This is a genomic window from Actinoplanes cyaneus (assembly GCF_016862095.1).
Taxonomy (GTDB): domain Bacteria; phylum Actinomycetota; class Actinomycetes; order Mycobacteriales; family Micromonosporaceae; genus Actinoplanes; species Actinoplanes cyaneus.
Genome location: NZ_BOMH01000086.1, coordinates 1 through 18,478 on the forward strand (window position 1 = coordinate 1; position 18,478 = coordinate 18,478).

At 70.9% G+C, this 18,478-nt stretch carries 20 protein-coding genes and 1 pseudogene; 11 read left to right on the forward strand and 10 right to left on the reverse strand.

Features of this window, described 5'->3' with window-relative positions; all coding sequences use genetic code 11:
- Positions 1–71 precede the first annotated feature (71 nt).
- Positions 72–914 (reverse strand): transporter substrate-binding domain-containing protein, encoded by an 843-nt coding sequence (locus Acy02nite_RS43410; protein WP_203755261.1) that lies wholly within the window; start codon positions 912–914, stop codon positions 72–74.
- Between the two features lie 110 nt (positions 915–1,024).
- Between Acy02nite_RS43410 and Acy02nite_RS43415 the strand changes: the two genes are divergently transcribed.
- Positions 1,025–2,599 carry a methyl-accepting chemotaxis protein gene (locus Acy02nite_RS43415; RefSeq protein ID WP_203755262.1) on the forward strand — a complete coding sequence of 525 codons (1,575 nt, stop codon included), beginning with the start codon at positions 1,025–1,027 and terminating at the stop codon, positions 2,597–2,599.
- A 177-nt stretch (positions 2,600–2,776) separates the two neighbouring features.
- Here the strand turns inward: Acy02nite_RS43415 and Acy02nite_RS43420 are convergent, their stop codons facing one another.
- Positions 2,777–3,562 carry an SDR family NAD(P)-dependent oxidoreductase gene (locus Acy02nite_RS43420; protein WP_203755264.1) on the reverse strand — a complete coding sequence of 262 codons (786 nt, stop codon included), beginning with the start codon at positions 3,560–3,562 and terminating at the stop codon, positions 2,777–2,779.
- On the opposite strand from Acy02nite_RS43420, the gene Acy02nite_RS47415 reads away from it, so the two are divergent.
- Complete coding sequence (locus tag Acy02nite_RS47415; RefSeq protein WP_264653367.1) at positions 3,549–3,680, forward strand: hypothetical protein; 132 nt, start codon at positions 3,549–3,551, stop codon at positions 3,678–3,680. The genes Acy02nite_RS43420 and Acy02nite_RS47415 overlap by 14 nt on opposite strands.
- Before the next feature lie 52 nt (positions 3,681–3,732).
- On the opposite strand, the gene larC is transcribed toward Acy02nite_RS47415, so the two are convergent.
- From larC to larE, 3 genes are read right to left on the reverse strand one after another with little or no spacing between them, the layout of a single operon-like run.
- Positions 3,733–4,935 carry a nickel pincer cofactor biosynthesis protein LarC gene (gene larC / locus Acy02nite_RS43425; protein WP_203755276.1) on the reverse strand — a complete coding sequence of 401 codons (1,203 nt, stop codon included), beginning with the start codon at positions 4,933–4,935 and terminating at the stop codon, positions 3,733–3,735.
- Positions 4,932–5,600, reverse strand: coding sequence for a nickel pincer cofactor biosynthesis protein LarB (gene larB, locus Acy02nite_RS43430; RefSeq protein WP_203755279.1), 669 nt, complete (start codon positions 5,598–5,600; stop codon positions 4,932–4,934). The genes larC and larB overlap by 4 nt, the downstream gene beginning before the upstream one ends.
- Positions 5,593–6,432, reverse strand: coding sequence for an ATP-dependent sacrificial sulfur transferase LarE (gene larE / locus Acy02nite_RS43435; RefSeq protein ID WP_203755282.1), 840 nt, complete (start codon positions 6,430–6,432; stop codon positions 5,593–5,595). The genes larB and larE overlap by 8 nt, the downstream gene beginning before the upstream one ends.
- Before the next feature lie 117 nt (positions 6,433–6,549).
- On the opposite strand from larE, the pseudogene Acy02nite_RS47030 reads away from it, so the two are divergent.
- The 8 genes and pseudogenes from Acy02nite_RS47030 to Acy02nite_RS43470 form a co-directional block, all read left to right on the forward strand.
- Positions 6,550–6,702: pseudogene (locus Acy02nite_RS47030) on the forward strand (LacI family DNA-binding transcriptional regulator); the annotation flags it as partial.
- 134 nt (positions 6,703–6,836) lie between these two features.
- The gene (locus tag Acy02nite_RS47035; RefSeq protein ID WP_239175830.1) at positions 6,837–7,145 is read left to right on the forward strand and encodes a hypothetical protein; all 309 of its coding nucleotides are present in this window, start codon (positions 6,837–6,839) and stop codon (positions 7,143–7,145) included.
- On the forward strand, positions 7,070–7,414 hold the full coding sequence (locus Acy02nite_RS43445) for a hypothetical protein (RefSeq protein WP_203755288.1): 345 nt from the start codon (positions 7,070–7,072) through the stop codon (positions 7,412–7,414). Before Acy02nite_RS47035 ends, Acy02nite_RS43445 begins: the two co-directional genes overlap by 76 nt.
- Before the next feature lie 70 nt (positions 7,415–7,484).
- On the forward strand, positions 7,485–8,138 hold the full coding sequence (locus tag Acy02nite_RS43450) for a PH domain-containing protein (RefSeq protein ID WP_203755290.1): 654 nt from the start codon (positions 7,485–7,487) through the stop codon (positions 8,136–8,138).
- Positions 8,139–8,284: 146 nt separating this feature from the next.
- A complete protein-coding gene (locus Acy02nite_RS43455) occupies positions 8,285–8,872 on the forward strand; it encodes an HD domain-containing protein (protein WP_239175828.1) in 588 nt (195 codons plus the stop codon).
- A gap of 239 nt (positions 8,873–9,111) precedes the next feature.
- Positions 9,112–9,438, forward strand: a complete 327-nt coding sequence (locus Acy02nite_RS43460) for an SCP2 sterol-binding domain-containing protein (RefSeq protein ID WP_203755293.1) — start codon at positions 9,112–9,114, stop codon at positions 9,436–9,438.
- An 18-nt stretch (positions 9,439–9,456) separates the two neighbouring features.
- On the forward strand, positions 9,457–11,121 hold the full coding sequence (locus tag Acy02nite_RS43465) for an NAD(P)/FAD-dependent oxidoreductase (RefSeq protein ID WP_203755296.1): 1,665 nt from the start codon (positions 9,457–9,459) through the stop codon (positions 11,119–11,121).
- A complete protein-coding gene (locus tag Acy02nite_RS43470; protein WP_203755298.1) occupies positions 11,118–12,344 on the forward strand; it encodes a cation:proton antiporter domain-containing protein in 1,227 nt (408 codons plus the stop codon). The genes Acy02nite_RS43465 and Acy02nite_RS43470 overlap by 4 nt, the downstream gene beginning before the upstream one ends.
- On the opposite strand, the gene Acy02nite_RS43475 is transcribed toward Acy02nite_RS43470, so the two are convergent.
- The 4 genes from Acy02nite_RS43475 to Acy02nite_RS43490 are packed head-to-tail and all read right to left on the reverse strand — an operon-like array spanning position 12,337 to position 15,717.
- Positions 12,337–12,960: a response regulator gene (locus Acy02nite_RS43475; RefSeq protein ID WP_203755300.1), complete on the reverse strand. Its 624-nt coding sequence runs from the start codon at positions 12,958–12,960 to the stop codon at positions 12,337–12,339. The two genes, Acy02nite_RS43470 and Acy02nite_RS43475, sit on opposite strands and share 8 nt — an antisense overlap.
- Positions 12,957–14,114, reverse strand: coding sequence for a sensor histidine kinase (locus Acy02nite_RS43480; protein ID WP_203755302.1), 1,158 nt, complete (start codon positions 14,112–14,114; stop codon positions 12,957–12,959). The genes Acy02nite_RS43475 and Acy02nite_RS43480 overlap by 4 nt, the downstream gene beginning before the upstream one ends.
- Positions 14,072–14,875 carry an ABC transporter permease gene (locus tag Acy02nite_RS43485; RefSeq protein ID WP_203755304.1) on the reverse strand — a complete coding sequence of 268 codons (804 nt, stop codon included), beginning with the start codon at positions 14,873–14,875 and terminating at the stop codon, positions 14,072–14,074. The genes Acy02nite_RS43480 and Acy02nite_RS43485 overlap by 43 nt, the downstream gene beginning before the upstream one ends.
- Complete coding sequence (locus Acy02nite_RS43490; protein WP_203755306.1) at positions 14,872–15,717, reverse strand: ABC transporter ATP-binding protein; 846 nt, start codon at positions 15,715–15,717, stop codon at positions 14,872–14,874. Before Acy02nite_RS43490 ends, Acy02nite_RS43485 begins: the two co-directional genes overlap by 4 nt.
- A 128-nt stretch (positions 15,718–15,845) precedes the next feature.
- Here Acy02nite_RS43490 and Acy02nite_RS43495 point away from each other — a divergent pair, with 128 nt between their 5' ends.
- Positions 15,846–16,667: a metallophosphoesterase family protein gene (locus tag Acy02nite_RS43495; RefSeq protein WP_203755307.1), complete on the forward strand. Its 822-nt coding sequence runs from the start codon at positions 15,846–15,848 to the stop codon at positions 16,665–16,667.
- Here the strand turns inward: Acy02nite_RS43495 and Acy02nite_RS43500 are convergent.
- Positions 16,664–18,478: helix-turn-helix transcriptional regulator (locus Acy02nite_RS43500; RefSeq protein WP_239175829.1), on the reverse strand; the 1,815-nt coding region annotated here is incomplete at its 5' end. The genes Acy02nite_RS43495 and Acy02nite_RS43500 overlap by 4 nt on opposite strands.

Consider the following 18,478-nt stretch of genomic DNA (forward strand, 5'->3'; position numbering starts at 1 on the left):
ATCACGCTTTTCTGGCGCAGCCGTCATTGCTGCCGGCGGCTGTCTCCGGGCACTCCGATCGGTCGCGGGGGTCATGCGCCGCCGTTGACGGCGCCGGTGTGCAGGGCGCCTTCGGTGACCTTCCACGTGGTGAGCAGGGCGTCGTAGGTGCCGTCGTCGACCAGGGAATACAAGGCGGTCTGGATCGCGGTGGTCAGAGCGGGCTGGTCCTTGGCGACCCCGATGCCGTACGGGATGGCTTCGATCTGCGGTCCGGACAGTTCCAGGCCGGTGTTGCGTTGCACGTCGAGTGCGGCGATCGGGAAGTCGTTGAGCGCGGCGTCCGCGGTCTTGGCCGCGACAGCCGCGGACGGCGCGGCAGTCTGCACGGTGCGCAGCTTCTTCGTGCACTTGGCGGCCTGGGCGGCGACCATGTCGACGTAGACGGTGTCGGGTTGCACGGCGACGCGGCGGCCGCAGAGGCCCGGCATGCCGCCGATGTCCCCGGCGCCTTTGGCGACGACGATCGACGTGCCGGCGTTGAGGTAGTCGACGAAGTCGGCCTTCTTCTGGCGTTCGGCGCGGTCGAACATCGAGGAGACCGACAGGCTGATCCGGTGCTGTTGAACCTGATCGAGCAGATCGCCGAAGCTCACGGTCTGCCACTGGACGCGGAGCTGGAGTTTGGTGGCGATCGCTTCGACCAGTTGGACGTCCAGGCCGGTGTAGGTGCCGTCCCGCTTGAAGGTCATCGGCTCGAAGGTGGGGTCGGTGCCGGCGATCAGCACACCCGCCTGCTTGATGGAGTCCGGTAACGCGGCGCGAACTTCGGCGAGACGGTCCACCGGTGGTGTGACGGTGGCTGCGTCGCTGCCGCACCCGGCGGCGACGCTCAGCGCAAGCCCGGTGACAACGGTGAGCAGGCATCGCCCCATACCCTGCTGTTCGACCACGAGCCTGCCCCGCTGAGGCGAATCACCACGAAAGTCGGCGATCTTCCCTAACCTGACGGAGAAGTCGCCAAGCTGGGCGGTGGGAGGCCATCGTGACGTTCACCATCAGGCGCCAGATCGCCGCGCTGGCGGTCGCAGGCTTCCTGCTGGTCGCGGTGGCCGGCGCTATCGGGTACTACGGCACCTCCGCGGTGGCCGAGCAGCAGGTGACGACCCGCAACGCCGCCGCCGCGTTGCAGGCAGCACAGTCAGCCGACATCGCCCGCGCGTTGTTCCGCGGCAACGTCCTGGCCGCACTGGTCACCAACGACGCGACCGAACGGCAAGAAGTCCTCGACCAGCTCGGTGACAACATTCGCCAGGTACGGACCGGTGTCGACGACGTCATCCGCTACGTTCCGCAGGTGCGATCGCAGGCCGACGCCGTCCTGTCCGTGCTCAACGAGCTGGTCGCCTCGGGCCAGCGCATCGTCACCCTGGCCAGCCGGGTCGCCTCGGACCCGAAACGGACAGCTGCTCTGGCCGCGCGACCCGCCTACGACACGGTCGACGCCAAGGCGGCGCAGGTCATCGCCGCCCTGCAAGCCGCGATCAATGAACGCGTCACGGCGGCCTACCGCAACGCCGACTCCGCGGCCACCCGCTCCAAACGGCTGACGGTGGTCGTCGGCCTGCTCGCCGCGCTGCTCCTGGGCGGCGGGGCGCTGCTGCAGGCACGCCGGATCGCCCGGCGGGTCAACCACTGTCTGTCGGCCGCTCAGTCGATCGCCGACTACGACCTGACCGTCGACGCCCGGCTCGGCGGCAACGACGAACTGGCCCAGCTCGGCAGCAGCCTCAACAGCATCGTTGCGGCTCTGCGCGCAGCCGTCGGGGAGATCAGCGGCAATGCCGGCTCGGTGGCGGCCGCCTCCGAGGAACTGTCGGCCACCAGCCGGCATCTGTCCGAGGGGGCGGGTACAGCCTCAGCGGAAGCGACCGGAGCGAACCAGGACATCGGACAGGTGACCGCCAGCGTGAACGAGTCCACCCGCGCTGCCCGGGGCATGGACTCCTCGATCCAGGCCATCACCACCGCGGTCGGGGAGGCCGACACCGTGGCCCGGGAAGCAGTGAGCCTGGCCTCGGACGCCAACCGGATGATCGAGCGGTTGCGCAGTTCGAGCGACGAGGTCTCCGCAGTCGTCAGCATCATCACCTCGATCGCCGAGCAGACCAACCTGCTGGCCCTGAACGCCACCATCGAGGCCGCCCGGGCCGGTGAGCAGGGCAAGGGCTTCGCGGTGGTCGCCGGCGAGGTGAAGGACCTTTCCCGGGAGACCGCCGAGGCGACCGGTGACATCACCGCCAAGGTGACGGCCATGCAGGCCGACACGAGCGGCGCGTTCGAGGCCATCCAGCGTATCGGTCAAGTGATCTCACGGATCGACGAACTGCAGCAGTCGATCTCCGCGGCAGTCGAGGCGCAGACCACCGCCACCAACTCGATCGTCGCGCACATCGGCGTGGCCGAACGGTCCGCGGGCGCGGTCGCGGGCTCCATCCGCCGGGTCACCGACACCACCACCCTCACCCACGAGGCCGCGAATCAGACCGAGGCGGCCGCTGTCGAACTGGCTCACCTGTCACACCAGCTGAGACTGGTCTCCGACCGTTTCCATCTGTGACCCGGACCGGCCGGGCATGACCGGCGGCCGAGAGACCGTGCGGGGCGGCGTCGATCTGCCGTGGGTGTCGAAACCGCAGGGGATCTGGTGGTGAGAAGAGTGCCCGCCGCTCGTGGAAGGCTCAACGCGGCCGGCCGGTTTCGCTGAGCGGCACCTTCACCTGAACGGCGCGGGAGGTCAGGCGGTGGTGCCGCCGTCGGCGAGCAGGGTGCTGCCCGTCATGAACGCGGACAGGTCGGAGGCGCAGAACAGCGCCACCCGGGCGATGTCATCGGGAATGCCGGGGCGCCCGATCGGGCCGGTCATCATCAGCGCCATCGCCGACAGCTGTTCGGCCGGGACCCCGGCGGCGGTTGCCGCGGCGATGTTTCCTTCCGTGGGGACGTGGCTCGGCGCCACCCCCAGCACCCGGATGCCGTGCGGCGCCAGCTCCAGGGCCAGTTCCCGGGTGAGGCCCCGCACCGCGTGCTTGGACGACACGTACGCGGCCAGGCCCGGCGCGCTGCCCCGGAAGCCCGCCGTGGAGATGACGTTCACGATGACACCGCCGGTGCCGGCGTCCGTCATCCGCCGGGCGGCCTCCCGGGCGCCGACGAAACTGCCGCGGGCGTTGACGTCGAGGACCTTGGCCCAGGTCTCGTCGCTCATCTCGAGCAACGGCACGCTGGGGAAGATGCCGGCGTTGTTGACCCAGATCTCCAGCCCGCCCAGCTCGGCGACGGCCCGGTCCGCGACCGCCCGTACCGATGAGGTGTCCGTGACGTCCATGGCGCAGCCGACGGCGCGTACCCCGTGGCGCCGGGTGATGTCCTCGGCTGCCTTCGCGGCCAGGCTCTCGTCGAGGTCGCCGATGATCAGGTCGGCTCCCGCCTCGGCCAGGCGCAGGGCGATCGCCTTCCCCAGGCCCTGCGCCGCGCCGGTCACTACGGCCCTGCGGCCGGCCAGCGAGATGAGCTCGGTCACGGATTTGCTGCACGGCATCCACCGTGTCGACGGCAACAAGAAGGGCGTCTTCACCCGCGACCGCCGGCCCAAGGCCGCCGCCCACGAACTGCGCCGCCGCTGGCGCAAACCGGCCTGATCGGCGACCGGCGGCACGGGACCTTCTCACTCGTGCCGCCGGGCCAGCTTGATCAAGGAGTACGCAGGCGGGCACCGGCGGCGTAACCGGCGGCCGAGGCCGCCGCGGCGGCTTCCTGCAGCACCACCCGTTCCGGCAGACTCAGCCGGCGCGCCAGGGCGGCGACGTCGTCGAACTCGGGCATGGCCTGCACGATGACGCCGTTGCGGTGGCCGACTTTCACGGGGATCGCAGTGTCGCGGACCCGGACCGTCACGAAAAGACGGTCCAGTGGCGTCTTGCGCCGGGCGGATTCGCGGACGCCGAGCGTGCTGGTGTGCTCGAAGACGTAGGCACGCAGGCGCTCGGCGTGGTCCGGTGAGCAGAGCACGCTGAGGGTGTGCGCGGGGCGGCCCTTCTTCATCACGATCGGGGTCAGCCACGCATCCCCGGCGCCCCGTTCCAGGAGTCCGGCCAGAACCCCCGGCCACAGGCGCGGATCGAGGTCGTCGACGTTCGCCTCCAACTGCACGGCCTCCTCCGTACCGGACGCATTGCCTGCGGCCAGCAGCACCCGGACGACGTTGGCCCGGTCGGGGCGGTCCCGGTGACCGGCGCCCACGCCGACGGCATCGAGCGTCATCGCCGGCAGGTCCTCACACACCTCCGCGAGGGTGCGGACCAGCGCCATCCCGGTCGGGGTGGCCAGTTCCCCCGGGCCGCCAGCGACCACGCGCCACCCGCGCGACAGTTCGGCGACCGCCGGCACCGGCACCGGCAACCGGCCGTGAGCGCCCCGGACGTGACCGGATCCGAGCGCGACCGGGCCGCAGGAGACGGAGGTGACGCCGAGATCGTGCAGCGCCGCGCAGACCCCGACCACATCAGCGATCGCGTCGAGCGCGCCGACCTCGTGGAAGTGCACGTCGCCGGCCTCGACACCGTGGACCCGTGCCTCGGCCCCGGCGAGCCGGGCGAAGACCGCGGTGGCCCGCTCGCGGACCGGTGCGGGCAGGGCGGCGCCGGCCAGCAGGGCCCGGATCGACGTCCACGTGCGGTGCGGCGGGCTGTCGGTGACAGCCTCGACGTGGGCCTTGCCGGCGCGCAACCCGGCCCGGGTGACCTCGGTGGTGCTGACCCGGATCGAGCCCGGCACCACCGCGTCGATCGCCGCCTGCACCGCTTCGAGGCGGGCGCCCGCATCGAGCAGCGCGCCGAGCAGCATGTCCCCGGCCACCCCGGCGGACGCGTCGATCCAGGCATGCCGGTCGCTCATGCCGCCGGGTCCGCGGCGATCTGCGCGGCCAGGTGTCCGGCGCCGTAACCGTTGTCGATGTTGACCACGGCGACCCCCGGCGCGCAGGCGTTGAGCATGGTCAGCAGCGGGGCGAGGCCGCCGAACGCCGCACCGTAGCCGACCGAGGTGGGCAGGCCCACCACCGGCGCCGCGATCAGACCGGCGACGACGCTGGGCAGGGCACCGTCCATGCCCGCGGCGACCACCACGGCCCGGGCCCGGCGCAGCAGGTCGACGCGCGCGAGGATCCGGTGCAGCCCGGCGACCCCGACATCGACCACCAGTTCGGTGGGCCGGCCCAGATAGCGGGCGGTCAGTTCGGCCTCGCGGGCGGCGCGCAGATCCGAGGTGCCGGCGGCGACCACGACGACCAAGCCACCGGTGGCCGGTGGGGGAGTGGCCGGCCAGGCCAGCAGACCGGCGTCGGTGTCGTGGCGGGCGTCCGGCAGTTCGGCCAGGATCGCAGCGGCGTGGCCGGGTTCGGCCCGGGTGAACAGGGTGACCACGTCGGGACGCTCGCGCACCGCGGCGGCGATGCCGGCGACCTGTGCCGGGGTCTTGCCCGCGCAGTAGACGGCCTCCGGATAGCCGCGCCGGGCGGTCCGGTCCAGATCGAGGTCGGCGAAGCCGAGGTGGTCAGACACCGGCGGCACGCACCAGCGGCAGGGTGAACGCGCCGGACTGGATCCCGGCGACGTCGACGGCGGCGAATCGGAAACCCGCATCCCGTACGGCGGCGTGCACGGCCTCGCGCACCGGATCACTGACCGCCCGCGCAAGGTCGTCCGGGGGCAGTTCGATGCGGGCGACATCGCCGTGGTGGCGTACCCGCAGATCGGTGAAGCCCAGCCGGCGCAGCCCGACCTCGGCCCGCTCGATTTGGGCGAGTTTCTCCGGGGTGACGTCACTGAAGTGCGGGATCCGCGACGCCAGGCACGGTGCCGCGGGTTTGCCGGCCGTGGGCAGGCCGACGGCGGCCGCGAGCCGGCGTACGTCGGCCTTGGACAGTCCGAGGTCGGCCAGCGGCCGCAGCACCCGGTGCCCGGCCGCGGCCCGTGCACCCGGCCGGTCGGGACGCAGCGCGTCGTCAGCGTTCTCCCCGTAGGCGACCGCGTCCACCCGGTGCTCGGCCAGCACCTCGTCGCCGATGCGGGTGAACAATTCGTCCTTGCAGTGGAAACACCGGTCGGGGCCGTTACGCCGATACGCCGCCCGGTCGCCCTCGCGGGTCGTCACCTCGACCACCGGAACTCCGACGTGCCGGGCGACGTCGTGCGCGGCAACCCGTTCGTGTTCCGGCAGGCTCGGTGAGACCCCGAGCACGGCGAGCACCCGGTCGCGGCCCAGCGCCCGAGCCGCGAGATCCAGCAGCAGCGACGAGTCGACACCGCCGGAGAAGGCCACCGCAAGCCGATCGACGCCGGTCAGCATCCCGCCGAGCCGATCGACCACGACGTCGACCTCCGTGCCATCCATCTGGATCTCCTTTCGTCGCCGAACCCCAGCTCATAGCAGTCCACACCGTCCGGCAAGCGGTTGCCAAATGTTGCGGTGCCCGATAGCGTCGCCCTCCCGGAAACAGAGGGGAAACACATGACGGGGCAGGCGGCCAAGTCACTGACCATCTACGACGTGGCCCGCGCCGCCGGCGTCGCCTCCTCAACGGTCTCCCGTGCGTTCGCCCGGCCGGGCCGGGTCAACGCCGAGACCGCCGAGCGCATCCGCCAGGTCGCCGTCGAGCTCGGCTACCGGACGAACCCCCTCGCGCGGGCACTGCCGACCGGCCGTACCTCCATGATCAGCCTGGTCATCTCGGACGTGACGAACCCGTTCTACAACGAGATCATCCGGGGCGCCGGTTCGGCCGCCGCCGGCCCCTCATGCTCGCCGCAGGCGTCCTCGGTCTCGCCGCGCTGCTCGGGATCGCGGTCGCACCGACCCTGCTGCTCGTCGGCGCCGGCTGGATCCTGGCGATGCTCGGCTGGGCGACAGTCTCGCAACTCATCCTCAGCATCCAGGCCGACCGCATCCCCGAGGAACAGCGCGGCAAGATCTCCGGCTTCACCGGCCTGAGCGGCCAGATCGGCGGCGGCTGTTCGCCCTCGTCGGAGCGATGTTCTTCGTCGTCGGTGCAGTCGTCGAAGCTCTCGCCTACTCGTTCCCCATGCTGCTCGTCGGCTCGGTGCTGATGCAACTGGCCATCGCGTTCTTCGGCGCCGTCGACCAGGCCATCGTGCTGGCCGTGCTGCCCAGCCGTGAAGAAGCCGGCCGCTACATCGCCGTGGTGCAGTTCGCCCACAAACTGCCCAGCGCGCTCGCCCCACTGATCGCGCCGTTCATCATCGCGATCGGCGCGAGTGGCGGCGACAAGAACTACACCCTGCTGTACCTGACCGGAGCGGTACTCGCCCTCACCGGCGGCCTGATCGTCTTCACCCGGATCAAATCCGTCCGCTAACGAGGTGAGGTGTCCTATCGGTTGATCTACGTCGTAGCAGGTCAGAGGGTTATTGATCTACGCTCCCCGGGTGTCCCCTCGAATCGCCCGTCTGCTGGCTCTGCCCTGCGCCCTGCTCGCCCTCGTCCTGCATCTTGCCCAAGAGGTGTGGATCAGCCCTCGGGCCTGGCACTTGAGCGCCGACTGGGGTTTGCTCATCTACGCTGCGGCGATCATCGTGGAACTAGGCGTTCCGTCCGCGATCTATGCGCTGATCGTCCGGCGGGCAGGGAAGCGGCCGGCCGCATGGAGTTCCGCGTTTCTGGCGGAGCCGTCGCCCAGCTGGAGCGGCTACTGGGTGATCTTCTTGGCCTGGTGGACTGTCAGCGGGCTGGTATTCGAACGGGCGCGAGGTGAGGACCACGCCCACCTCGCCCCGTTGGATCCGGTCACCGGCCTGGTCCTGGTGTTGTCCGTAGCCGCAGTGATACTCGCGCTGGTGCTCTCGATCGGTAACCGCCCGAGGTTGCAGCTGCACCCGGACGGGATCACCGTTCACGGACTGGTCGGCCGTCGGCGGGCCGGCTGGGACGGACTGATCAAGATCCACCCCGAGCGGTTGCACATCGACAGGGAGTTCCTGAACTTCACGCTGTGGTACTACCGCGCCTTCCCGGCCTACCGAGCCGCGATCGGGACCGACGCCGGCGCTCGCGCCGTCGAGGACGCCTACCGTCAGCGCTGATCGGCACGGCGTCGACGAGCCACCACTCGAGCGTCGTCGGCGACTCGGCTGCCGCGCCCGGCGGGTGTGTCGCGCAGGGCAGGGCAGAACCTGCTCGTCACCCCGAGTTCACTCATGGGCGTGGTGGCGTGGCTACGGTGAGCATTGTGACCGGTGTTCTGGGGCCCGTCGGCGACGTCCATCGTGCTCGTGATCTCGCGCAGATCCTGCTGGCTGACCTGCCCGAGCGGTGGCGGCACACGATCGGGGTGGCACGGCGCGCCGAGCATCTGCGAGGAACCGTCCCCTCACGCGCCGACGGTGAGATTCTGCTGGTCGCGGCATGGTTGCACGACATCGGGTACGCCGCCGGGCTGCACCGGACCGGCTTCCACCCCCTCGACGGCGCCCGTCACCTCGCCGCGACGGGCTGGCCGGCACGTGTCGCCGGGCTGGTTGCCCACCACTCAGCGGCCCGATACGTGGCGCAGACCCGCGGGCTGACCGAGGACCTGCAGGCGTTCGCGGACGAACAGTCCGCGGTCTCCGATGCTCTGCTCTACGCCGACCAGACCGTCGGGCCGAACGGGGTGAGCATGCACCTTGAGCAGCGCCTCGCGGACATGCTGGACCGGCACGGACCCGACTCTCCGAATGCGAGAGCACATGCCTGGAGGGCTCCGGTCGTGCGGGCTGCCGTGCAGCGGGTGCAAGAGCGTCTGGACGCGATGCAGTTCCCGTCCTCGGCGGCATGACCGCGCTCACGCGCCCATGATCGAGCGCGGCTCACCGATACCGGCAGACCACGCTCGGATCCCTACGTCCCATCCATCGGGAAATCTACCGGCGTACAGATGCTCCCCGGCTCCGATAGGGGCCGGGTAGGGGATAACGCCCTGATCCATCGGTGGCAACTTCCCGCGGTGGCCGTGGAAGGTGGGGCCGGCCTTGCGGCACCTGGCGTCCCGGCCCGTCAGCGGAAGGGGCGTCTTCGATGGACGTCAACGAGTTCTTCGAGGCTCTGCCGGCGCGCTACAACCGCAGCGCCGCGGCCGGGATGACCAAGACCATTCAGTGGCACATCACCGACGCCGAGCCGGGCGTGTGGGCGTTCGAGATCACCGACGGCGAGGGCCGCTTGATCCCCGGAGGTGTGGACAGCCCCGACACCACGTTCACCACCGACGCCGCGACCTGGATCGGCGTCGCGGAAGGCCGGCAGGACGCCATGCGCGCGTTCATGACCGGCCGTCTCAAGGTCACCGGCGACACCGTGCTCGCCACCCGGTCCGCGGAACTCTTCGGCTCTCAGCCGGCCTGATCGAGCAGGGAGAAGACCATGTCAGAGCTGATCGAACGATACGACGTGGCGGTCCTGGGCGGCGGCGCAGCCGGCCTGACGCTGGCCCTGCAGATCAAGCAGGCCCGCCCGGAAACCAGCATTCTGGTGATCGAGCGGCAGCAGCACCCGGTGCCCGAGGCGGCCCACAAGGTGGGCGAGTCGACTGTCGAGATCGGCGGCCGGTACCTGCGCGACGTGCTGGGCCTGCGTGAGCACCTGGACAACGACCAGCTGGACAAGTTCGGCATCCGGATGTTCTTCAGCGCCGGCGGCAACGAGGACATCGCGGTGCGGTCCGAGGTGGGGCACGCGGTCCTGCCGCCGTACGCGGTCAGCAGTTTTCAGCTGGACCGCGGCCGGCTGGAGAACTTCCTGGCCAAGGACCTGGCCGGTCGGGGTGTGCAGTTCGTCTACGGCAAGGTCGACGACGTCGAGCTCAATCCCGGCGGCCGGCACCTGGTGACGTTCACCCCCAATGACGACGACCGCGCGCGGCAGGTCGAGGTGCGCTGGGCGCTCGACGCGACCGGCCGGTACTCGCTGCTCAAGCGGAAGCTGGGCCTGGCCAAGGAGTCCGAGCACAAGGCCGGCTCGGTGTGGTTCCGGATCGGGCACCCCATCGACATCAACGATTGGTCGGACGACCCGCAGTGGCAGGGCCGCATCCGGTCGGGCCGACGCGAGCTGTCCACCAACCACCTGATGGGCCCCGGGTACTGGGTGTGGCTGATCCGGCTGGCCTCCGACGCGATCAGCATCGGTATCGTCGCCGACCCGCGCCTGCACCCGTTCGACACGATGAACCGCTTCGAGCGGGCCATGGAGTGGCTGCGCGAGCACGAGCCGCAGTGCGCCCGGGTCGTCGAGCAGCACCAGGACAAGCTGCAGGACTTCCGGGTGCTGCGCAACTACCCGTACGCCGTGCAGCAGGTCTATTCGGCCGACCGCTGGGCGCTGACCGGCGAGGCCGGGATGTTCCTGGACCCGTTCTACTCGCCCGGCTTCGACATGATCTCGATCAGCAACGGTCTCATCACCGACCTGGTCACCCGGGACCTGGCGGGTGAGGACATCACCGAGCTGGCGGCGATCCACAACCAGATGTACCTGACCATCGGCGAGGGCTGGTTCAAGATCTACACCAACCAGTACCCGCTGATGGGCAACGCCCGGGTGATGCAGGCCAAGGTGGTCTGGGACACCGCGGTCTACTGGGCGGTGCCGTCGCTGCTCTACTTCCACGACAAGATCCGGCAGCTGGTCGACCACCCGCAGCTGGTCTGGGGCCTGGCCCGCTTCCAGGGCGCGATGGACCACGTGCAGCGCTTCTTCCGGGAGTGGGACGCGGTCGACACCTCGGCCAACACCCGCACGTTCGCCAGCTTCTACGACTACGGCTTCATGAAGCGCTGCCACGTCGGCCTGGTGGCGGACCTGACCATCGAGGAGTTCGACGCGCAGTTCGCCGAGAACGTCCGCCTGGTCGAGCGGATCTCCGGCCAGCTGATCGCGACCGTGATGGCCGACGACACCACCGACCCGGCGTTCCTGGCCCAGGTCGAGAAGTGGCGTGCCGACGGTGAGCTGATGCGCCTGGCCGGCATCTACGAGCAGGACCTCGAGGCCGGCATCGTCGAGGACGCATGGGTGCCGTCGCGGTGAGCGACCCCAAGGTCGCCACCCTGCTGGCCCTGGCCGTCATCGTCCTGACCGTCCGGGTGTTCGGCCGGCTGCTCGGGCGCATCGGCCAGCCGCCGGTGATCGGCGAGATCGTTGCCGGCATCGTGCTCGGCCCGAGCCTGCTCGGGTTGCTCACCCCGGAGGCGAGCCGCTGGCTGTTCCCGGCTCCGGTGGTCAGTGCGCTGGGCATCCTGGCCCAGGTCGGTCTGGTGCTGTTCATGTTCATGATCGGCATGGAACTCGACCTGGGCCGGCTGCGTGGTCACGGCACCCGGGTCGTGACCACGGCCGTCGCGTCGATCGTGGTGCCGCTCGGGTTCGCCCTCGTGCTCGCCGTGGCGCTCTACCCGGCCTATGGCGGCTCGGTGAACAAGCTGGTCTTCTGCCTGTACATCGCGGCCGCAATGGCGATCACCGCGTTCCCGGTGCTCGCGCGCATCCTCAAGGACACCGGCCTGGCCGGCACCCGGGTCGGCATGATCAGCCTGGTGTCGGCGGCGATCAACGACGCGTTCGCGTGGTGCCTGCTCGCGTTCGTGCTGGCGCTGAGCCGGGCCGACGGGCCAGGCGGCGGCATCCGGACGATTGTCCTGTCGGTGATGTTCGTGGCGGTCATGATCGTCGTGGTGCGACCGCTGCTGGCCCGTCTCGCCGACGTGCCGATCTGGCTGGCGCTGCTCGTCATGCTGCTCGCGGCGTGGTGCGCCGACCAGGCCGGTATCCACGTCATCTTCGGCGGGTTCCTGGCCGGCGCGATCATGCCGCGCCGCGAGGACTGGCTGCGGTCGGTGCACGAACGGCTGGACGTGGTCGTGTCGTACCTGCTGCTGCCGGTCTTCTTCGTGATGAGCGGCCTCTCGACGCACGTCGAGGGTCTGCGCACGGCTGCGGTGTGGGGTGTGGTGGCCCTGGTCATCGTGGTGGCGACGCTGGGCAAGCTGGGCGGCACGGCGGTGGCCGCGCGCCTGGCCGGGGAGAGCAGGACCGATGCGGTGACGCTGGGCGTGCTGATGAACACCCGTGGTCTCACCGAACTGGTGGTGCTCTCCATCGGCTTGCAGGCCGGCATCATCAGCTCCACCGTCTACACCGTGATGGTGCTGATGGCGCTGGTCACGACGCTGTTGGCGCCGCCGCTGCTGCGGCTGATCGAGGCGCGGCGCCGGGCGGTCACAGCCGGGCCCGAGCTGGTCACGATCAGCTGAGAATTCCGGCCTGCACCGCCGCCATCACGGCGGCGGTGCGGTCGGAGACCCCCAACTTCGAGAAGATCCTCACGACGTACGTCTTCACGGTCGCCTCCGTGATGAACAGATCCTTGCCGATGTCCGCGTTGGTGCGTCCGAGCGCGACCAGGTGCAGCACCTGCACCTCCCGCTTCGACAGCGTCTCCGGCTTCGGCCTGCGCACCCGGTCGAGCAGCCGTGCGGCGACCGCCGGGGACAGCACGGTCTCGCCGCGTGCCGCGGCCCGCACGGCCTGGGCCAGCTCTGCCGGTGAGGTGTCCTTGAGCAGGTATCCCGCCGCGCCCGCCTCCACAGCCCGCAGGATGTCACCGTCGGTCTCGTAGGTGGTCAGGATGACCACCCGGGTGCGCGGCAGCCCGGCGCGGATCGTCGCGGTGGCGGTCACCCCGTCGCCGTCGGGCAGCCGCAGGTCCATCAGCACGACGTCCGGCGTCAGGGCCCGGGCGGCGCGTACGGCCTCCGCGCCGGTGGCCGCCTCACCGACGATCACCAGGTCGTCCTCGTCGTGCAGCAGCGCCCGGATACCGGCCCGGATCACCGTGTGGTCGTCCACCAGCAGCACGCTGATCGTCATGCCGGCACCTCGATCCGGAGCCGCGTTCCCTCGCCCGGCGCCGAGTCGATCACCAGCGAACCGGACGCCTCGTGCAGCCGGCGGCGCATCAGCGGCAGTCCGTGCCCGTCCGGGGTCCGCGCCGCGCAGAAGCCGCGGCCGTCGTCGATGATCTCCAGGCGGACCCGTCCGTCCTTCTCGGTGACCAGGATCGTGACCCGGCTCGCCCCGGCGTGTTTGCGCACGTTGCTCAATGCCTCCTGAGCCAGCCGCAGCAGCTCCACGTCGAGGGCGGTGGTGAAGACGCCGGCCACCTCCAGGGTGACCTCGATCCCGGTCAGGGCGCGCAGTTTCTCGGCCTCCCGCCGCAGCGCCTCGGCGAGCGACCCGCCGGTCGCCTCGGGCAGCGGCCGGGCGGTGATCAGCGCCCGTGCGTCGGCCAGGTTGTCCCGGGTCGTGCTCTCGGCCAGGTCCAGGTGCCGGGCCGCCCGGTCCGGGTCGGTGGCCAGGGCGGCCCGGGCCGCCTGCAGCAGCATGATGGTGCTGGACAGCCCCTGGGCCAGGGTGTCGTGCACGGCGTCGGCGACCTGCTCGCGCTCGGCGGCCCGCCCGGCCTCGTACGACACCCGCTCCAGCTCGGCGCGGGTCTTCTCCAGCTCCCGGATCAGCGCACCCCGTTCCGTGCTCTGCTTGATGATCTTGCTGGCCCAGATGCCGAGCAGAATGCTCAGCATGGCCGCGGCCAGGCCGGGCGCGCTGAACGGGGAGGATCGGATCCACACCAGGTTCAGGACCACGACGACCAGGGCGCCGATGAACGGCCCGGTGGTCATGAACGCCGGGGCGCAGAGCGCGAACAGCAGGAAAGCGCTCCGGGTGACCAGCCCCACCGCGACCGCGAACACCGCGACCACCGCGAGCTGGTAGATCACCGCGGCGTGGCCGGCCCGGATCAGGCGCCGACCGGCGGTCAGGTGGGCCGCGGCCAGCAGGGCGATCAGAGCGATGGCGGCCGCCCGGCGGGGCAGCGGCTCGCCGGCGAGGGCCACCGCGACGGCCGTGGCCGCCGCGACCAGCACGAAGTAGGCGTCCCAGAGAGGCAGCCAGCGCAGCCACTCGTCCGGACCGCGGCTCAACCGTCCTTCCGGCCCTGCCAGCGGAACGTCGTCAGGCACAGGATCAGACCTCCGAGGCACCATACCGCCAGCACGACCGCGATCCGCCCGTGTTCCCAGGTCCCGGCCGGCTCGGTGGCGGCGGCCGCGTCCGGCAGAAACACCGAACGGAAGCCCTGTGCCATCCACTTCAGCGGGAACAGCGCGCCGATCTGCTGCAACGGCTCGGGCAGATTGGTGATCGGCACGATGAAGATACCGGAGACGAACTGCAGGACGAGGAACGGAAGGTTGACGATCGGTGCCGCTCCGCGCACCGATCGGGGCACGCTGCTCATCGCCGCGCCCAGCAGCGCACACCCGGTCACGCCGAGCAGGAAGACCCAGCCGAAGGTCAGCCAGCGCCGCGGGTCGTCGGGCAGCGGCAGGTCGAAGAAGGTCGCCCCGACGGCCAGAACCAGGATCACCTCGGCGACGGCGGTCACCAGCACGAGCACGATCTTTCCGATGAAGTACGCGATGGGGGGCATCGGCACCCCGCGCAGTCGCTTGAGCGTGCCGTCCTCGCGGTCGCTGACGATGCTGGTGGCCAGGTTGACGAAGCAGGTCGAGCCGATCCCGCCGGCGATCATGCCGGCCGCCAGCAACTGACTGGACGGGATGCCGGCCACGGCGACCTGTTTGTCGAAGATCGAGCCGAGCAGGGTCAGCAGCACCACCGGCAACGCGAACGTGAAGATCATCGCGGTGCGCTCGCGGAAGAACTGGCGCAGTTCGACCCCGGCGCGCGCGGCGGAGAGTCCCACGGGAGAGACGGTCATCGTGAACTTCCGATCAGATCGAGGTAGGTGTCCTCCAGGGACGGGCGGGTGACCAGCAGACCGGGAATCTCGTCGCCGAGCCGGTCGGCCAGCTCGGACACCACGCCGGTCGGCTTGGCCGTCGTGGTGCTCCGGTGCTCGCCGTCCTCGATCCAGCTGACCGTGGCCTCGGCCGTGTCGCGCCCGCCGAGGTCACGAGGGGTGCCGGTGGCGCGGATACGCCCGCCGGACAGGACCGCCACGCGGTGCGCGAGTGCCTCGACCTCGTCCAGGTAGTGGGTGGTGAGCAGGATGGTGGTGCCGTCCTGGGCCGACAGCGTGCGGGTCAGCGCCCAGAACTGCCGGCGCGCCTCCGGGTCGAAGCCGGTGGTCGGCTCGTCCAGGAACAACAGGCGTGGACGTCCGATCACGCCGATGGCGACGTCGACGCGGCGCCGCTGGCCGCCGGAGAGCGTGCGCACCTTGCGGCCGGCCTTCTCCGTCAGCCCGACCAGGTCGATGACCTCGTCGACCGGCCGTGGGTCCGGGTAGTACCGCGCGAAGTGGCGCACTGTCTCGGCCACCGTCATGTCGGCCATGTCGGAGGCGTTCTGCAGCACCAGGCCGATGCCGTAACGCCAGCTGCGGGGGGCGCGCTGCGGGTCGGCGCCCAGCACGGACACCTCGCCGCCGTCACGCTTGCGGAACCCTTCGAGGATCTCCACCGTGGTCGTCTTGCCGGCGCCGTTCGGGCCCAGCAGTGCGAAGATCTCACCGTCGGCGATGTCCAGGTCGACGCCGTCGACCGCCGGTCGCCCGTGATAGATCTTGCGCAGGCCGCGTACTCGTACCGCATCTGTCACCGGGCCAGCCTGGCCGCCGGCGGGCACCCGGCGCGACGGCCGGTGGACGGACAGCTGTCCATCGACCGATGGACAGCCGGGGTCCGGTAGGGGTGCGCGGCGCTGGACGCGGTGTCTAGCCTGGCCCGGTGCCGACTCTGTTCGCGATCAGCGATCTACATGTGGCGTACCGGGAGAATCGCGACGTCCTCGAAGGGATCCAGCCGTCGGACGACGGGGACTGGTTGATCGTGGCCGGTGACGTGGGCGAGATCTTCGGCGACGTGGTGAGCTCGCTGCGCCTGCTGGCCGGTCGCTTCGCCAAGGTGATCTGGTCGCCGGGCAACCACGAGTTGTGGACGCCGCGCGAGGATCCGGAGCAGTCGCGGGGCGTGGCCCGCTACGAGCGGCTGGTGGCGGCGTGCCGCGAGCTGGGCGTGTCCACCCCGGAGGACGAGTACCCGGTGTGGGAGGGAGCCGGCGGCCGGACGGTGGTGGCGCCGCTGTTCCTGCTCTACGACTACTCGTTCCGGCTGCCGGGGCAGAGATCCAAGGCGGAGTCGCTGGCGTACGCGCACGAGACCGGTGTGGTCTGCACCGATGAGATACTGCTGCATCCCGAGCCGTACGCCAGTCGCGAACAGTGGTGCTGGGCGCGCGTGGAGGCGACCGAGAAGCGGCTGGCGGCGATCGAGCCCGACCTGCCGACGGTGCTGGTCAACCACTGGCCGATGGTGCGCGAGCCGACCCGGATCCTGCGCTTCCCGGAGTTCGCCCAGTGGTGCGGAACTGAGCTCACGGCCGACTGGCACGTACGGTTCCGCACCACCGTCTCGGTCTACGGGCACCTGCACATCCCGCGGACCACGACGTACGACGGGGTCCGCTTCGAGGAGGTGTCGCTCGGTTACCCGAGGGAGTGGCGCCGGCGCGGCACCCCGCCCGGGACGCTGCGCCGGATCCTCGGCTAGGCGATGTCGCCGATCAGCGGACCGAACTTGACCAGCAGGTCCGCGCGGCGGGTGACGTTGAGCTTGCGGTACACCTTGGTCAGGTGCTGCTCGACGGTGCTGACAGTGACGTACAGCTTGGTGGCGATCTGACGGTTGGTGCTGCCCTGCGCGGCCAGCGCCGCGACCCGTCGCTCGGCGTCACTGAGCGTGTGGAAGGCCTCGGTGCCGCTCGCGTCGGCGTTCTCCAGCGCATCGTTGTCGACGTCCGGCAGCAGCACCTTGCGTAGTGCGTCGGCCCGGCAGCTGCCGGCGACGTCGTAGGCGCGCCGGACGGTCAGCCGGGCCCGCTGGAAGTCGCCGAGCGCTCGCTGCGCCCGGCTCAGGTCGGCCAGCGCGTAGGCCAGCCCGAGCCGGTCGCCGCAGCCGCGGAACATCTCGGTGGCGTCGCGCAGCAGGGCCGGGCGCTGGGCCGGCGGCACTGTTGCGGCGAGCACCCGCAGCGCCGCCGCCTTGGTCCGGCTCGGCTCCGCGCCGAGCTGGGTGAGCTGGGACTCGGCCAGTGTGCGGGCGCGATCCGGCTGCTTGAGCGCGAGGTACGCCTCGGCCGCCCACACCCGCCAGCCGACAATGGTGGGCAGGTCGACGGACCAGCGGGCCATCAGGTCGCCGCAGGTGGTGAAGTCGTCCAAAGCGGCCTCGGCCCGCCCGGTGGCCAAGTAGTAGTGGCCTCGGGCGTGCAGATAGGACAGCCCCCAGACGGTCTGGAACATCTCGTCGGGCACCGGCTGGTCCAGGTGGCGCGTCGCCGTCTCCAGATCACCCAGCCCCAGGCAGGCCATGATCAGCGTGCTCAGCGGCACCCCGATGGCGGTGGCCCAGCTCGGCGCGGACATGTGGGCCAGCGCCGCCTCGGCGTAGCGTCGTGCGTCGGCCAGGTGCCCGGCCCGCAGCGCGATGTCGCCGCGGATGCCGTAGAGCATTGCCTGCCAGCTGGGCGCCCCGCGCTCAGCGGCCTGGGTGAGCAGCCGGTCGGTCCAGAGCGTTGCCGTCTCCACGTGGTCGGAGTAGACCAGGATGGCCAGGGCCGCGGTTATCGCGGCCGGGGTCCCGGGGCCCAGCGAGAAGCGCGGCAGGAACTGCTCGGCGGTGACGACCGCGGCGCTGTTCGGTCCCTTGGCCAGCACGGTCTCCAGGGCGTGGGCGAGCGCGTCGCGGCTGTTGACCATGCACTCGGCGCCGCGACGCCGGGCCGCCCGCGGCTCGGCCGGCTCGTCGGTGAACAACCCGGGGTAGGTGTAGCGGGCCCACACGGTCAGGAACCGGATGTCGGCGGCCTGCTCCGGCGTGGTGTCCAGCGCGGTGAGCCCGTCGATGACCTGTACGGCCTCGGCGGTGTGACCCAGGTACAGCAGGCAGTGCGCGGTGGTGACCTGAGCCTCCACCCCCAGTTCGCCGGCGTGCGCCGCCGCGGCGAGCCGGCCGAGCCGGTGACCGGCGGTGGCCGGGTCGATGCGCCACTCGGCCTGCATCAGGGCGACCTTGAGCGCGGCCCGCTCGCGCGTGCCGGTGGCGCCGTCGTGGGCCAGGCGCAGCACGGCCAGGCCGCGGTCGACCTGACCGCCGGTGAGCAGGCTGTCGGCCGCCTCGACCAGCACCGGGCCGGACCAGTCCGGGGCCTGCCCGGCGGCGAGCAGGTGGTGGGCGATCGGCAGGGGTGCCGCTCCCTCCTCGTGCAGCAGCAGTGCGGCGCGCAGGTGCAGGCCGGTCAGCGTCTCCGGGGGCAGTTGGTCGAGCACCGCCTGGCGGGCCACCGGGTGCGGCAGGCGCCC

Coding starts and splice junctions, on each gene's coding strand:
- Acy02nite_RS43410 (WP_203755261.1), bottom strand. CDS start 914: ATGGGGCGATGCCTGCTCACCGTTGTCACCGGGCTTGCGCTGAGCGTC.
- Acy02nite_RS47415 (WP_264653367.1), top strand. CDS start 3,549: ATGAGCTCGGTCACGGATTTGCTGCACGGCATCCACCGTGTCGACGGC.
- larC (WP_203755276.1), bottom strand. CDS start 4,935: ATGAGCGACCGGCATGCCTGGATCGACGCGTCCGCCGGGGTGGCCGGG.
- larE (WP_203755282.1), bottom strand. CDS start 6,432: ATGGATGGCACGGAGGTCGACGTCGTGGTCGATCGGCTCGGCGGGATG.
- Acy02nite_RS47035 (WP_239175830.1), top strand. CDS start 6,837: ATGCTCGCCGCAGGCGTCCTCGGTCTCGCCGCGCTGCTCGGGATCGCG.
- Acy02nite_RS43445 (WP_203755288.1), top strand. CDS start 7,070: ATGTTCTTCGTCGTCGGTGCAGTCGTCGAAGCTCTCGCCTACTCGTTC.
- Acy02nite_RS43460 (WP_203755293.1), top strand. CDS start 9,112: ATGGACGTCAACGAGTTCTTCGAGGCTCTGCCGGCGCGCTACAACCGC.
- Acy02nite_RS43465 (WP_203755296.1), top strand. CDS start 9,457: ATGTCAGAGCTGATCGAACGATACGACGTGGCGGTCCTGGGCGGCGGC.
- Acy02nite_RS43475 (WP_203755300.1), bottom strand. CDS start 12,960: ATGACGATCAGCGTGCTGCTGGTGGACGACCACACGGTGATCCGGGCC.
- Acy02nite_RS43485 (WP_203755304.1), bottom strand. CDS start 14,875: ATGACCGTCTCTCCCGTGGGACTCTCCGCCGCGCGCGCCGGGGTCGAA.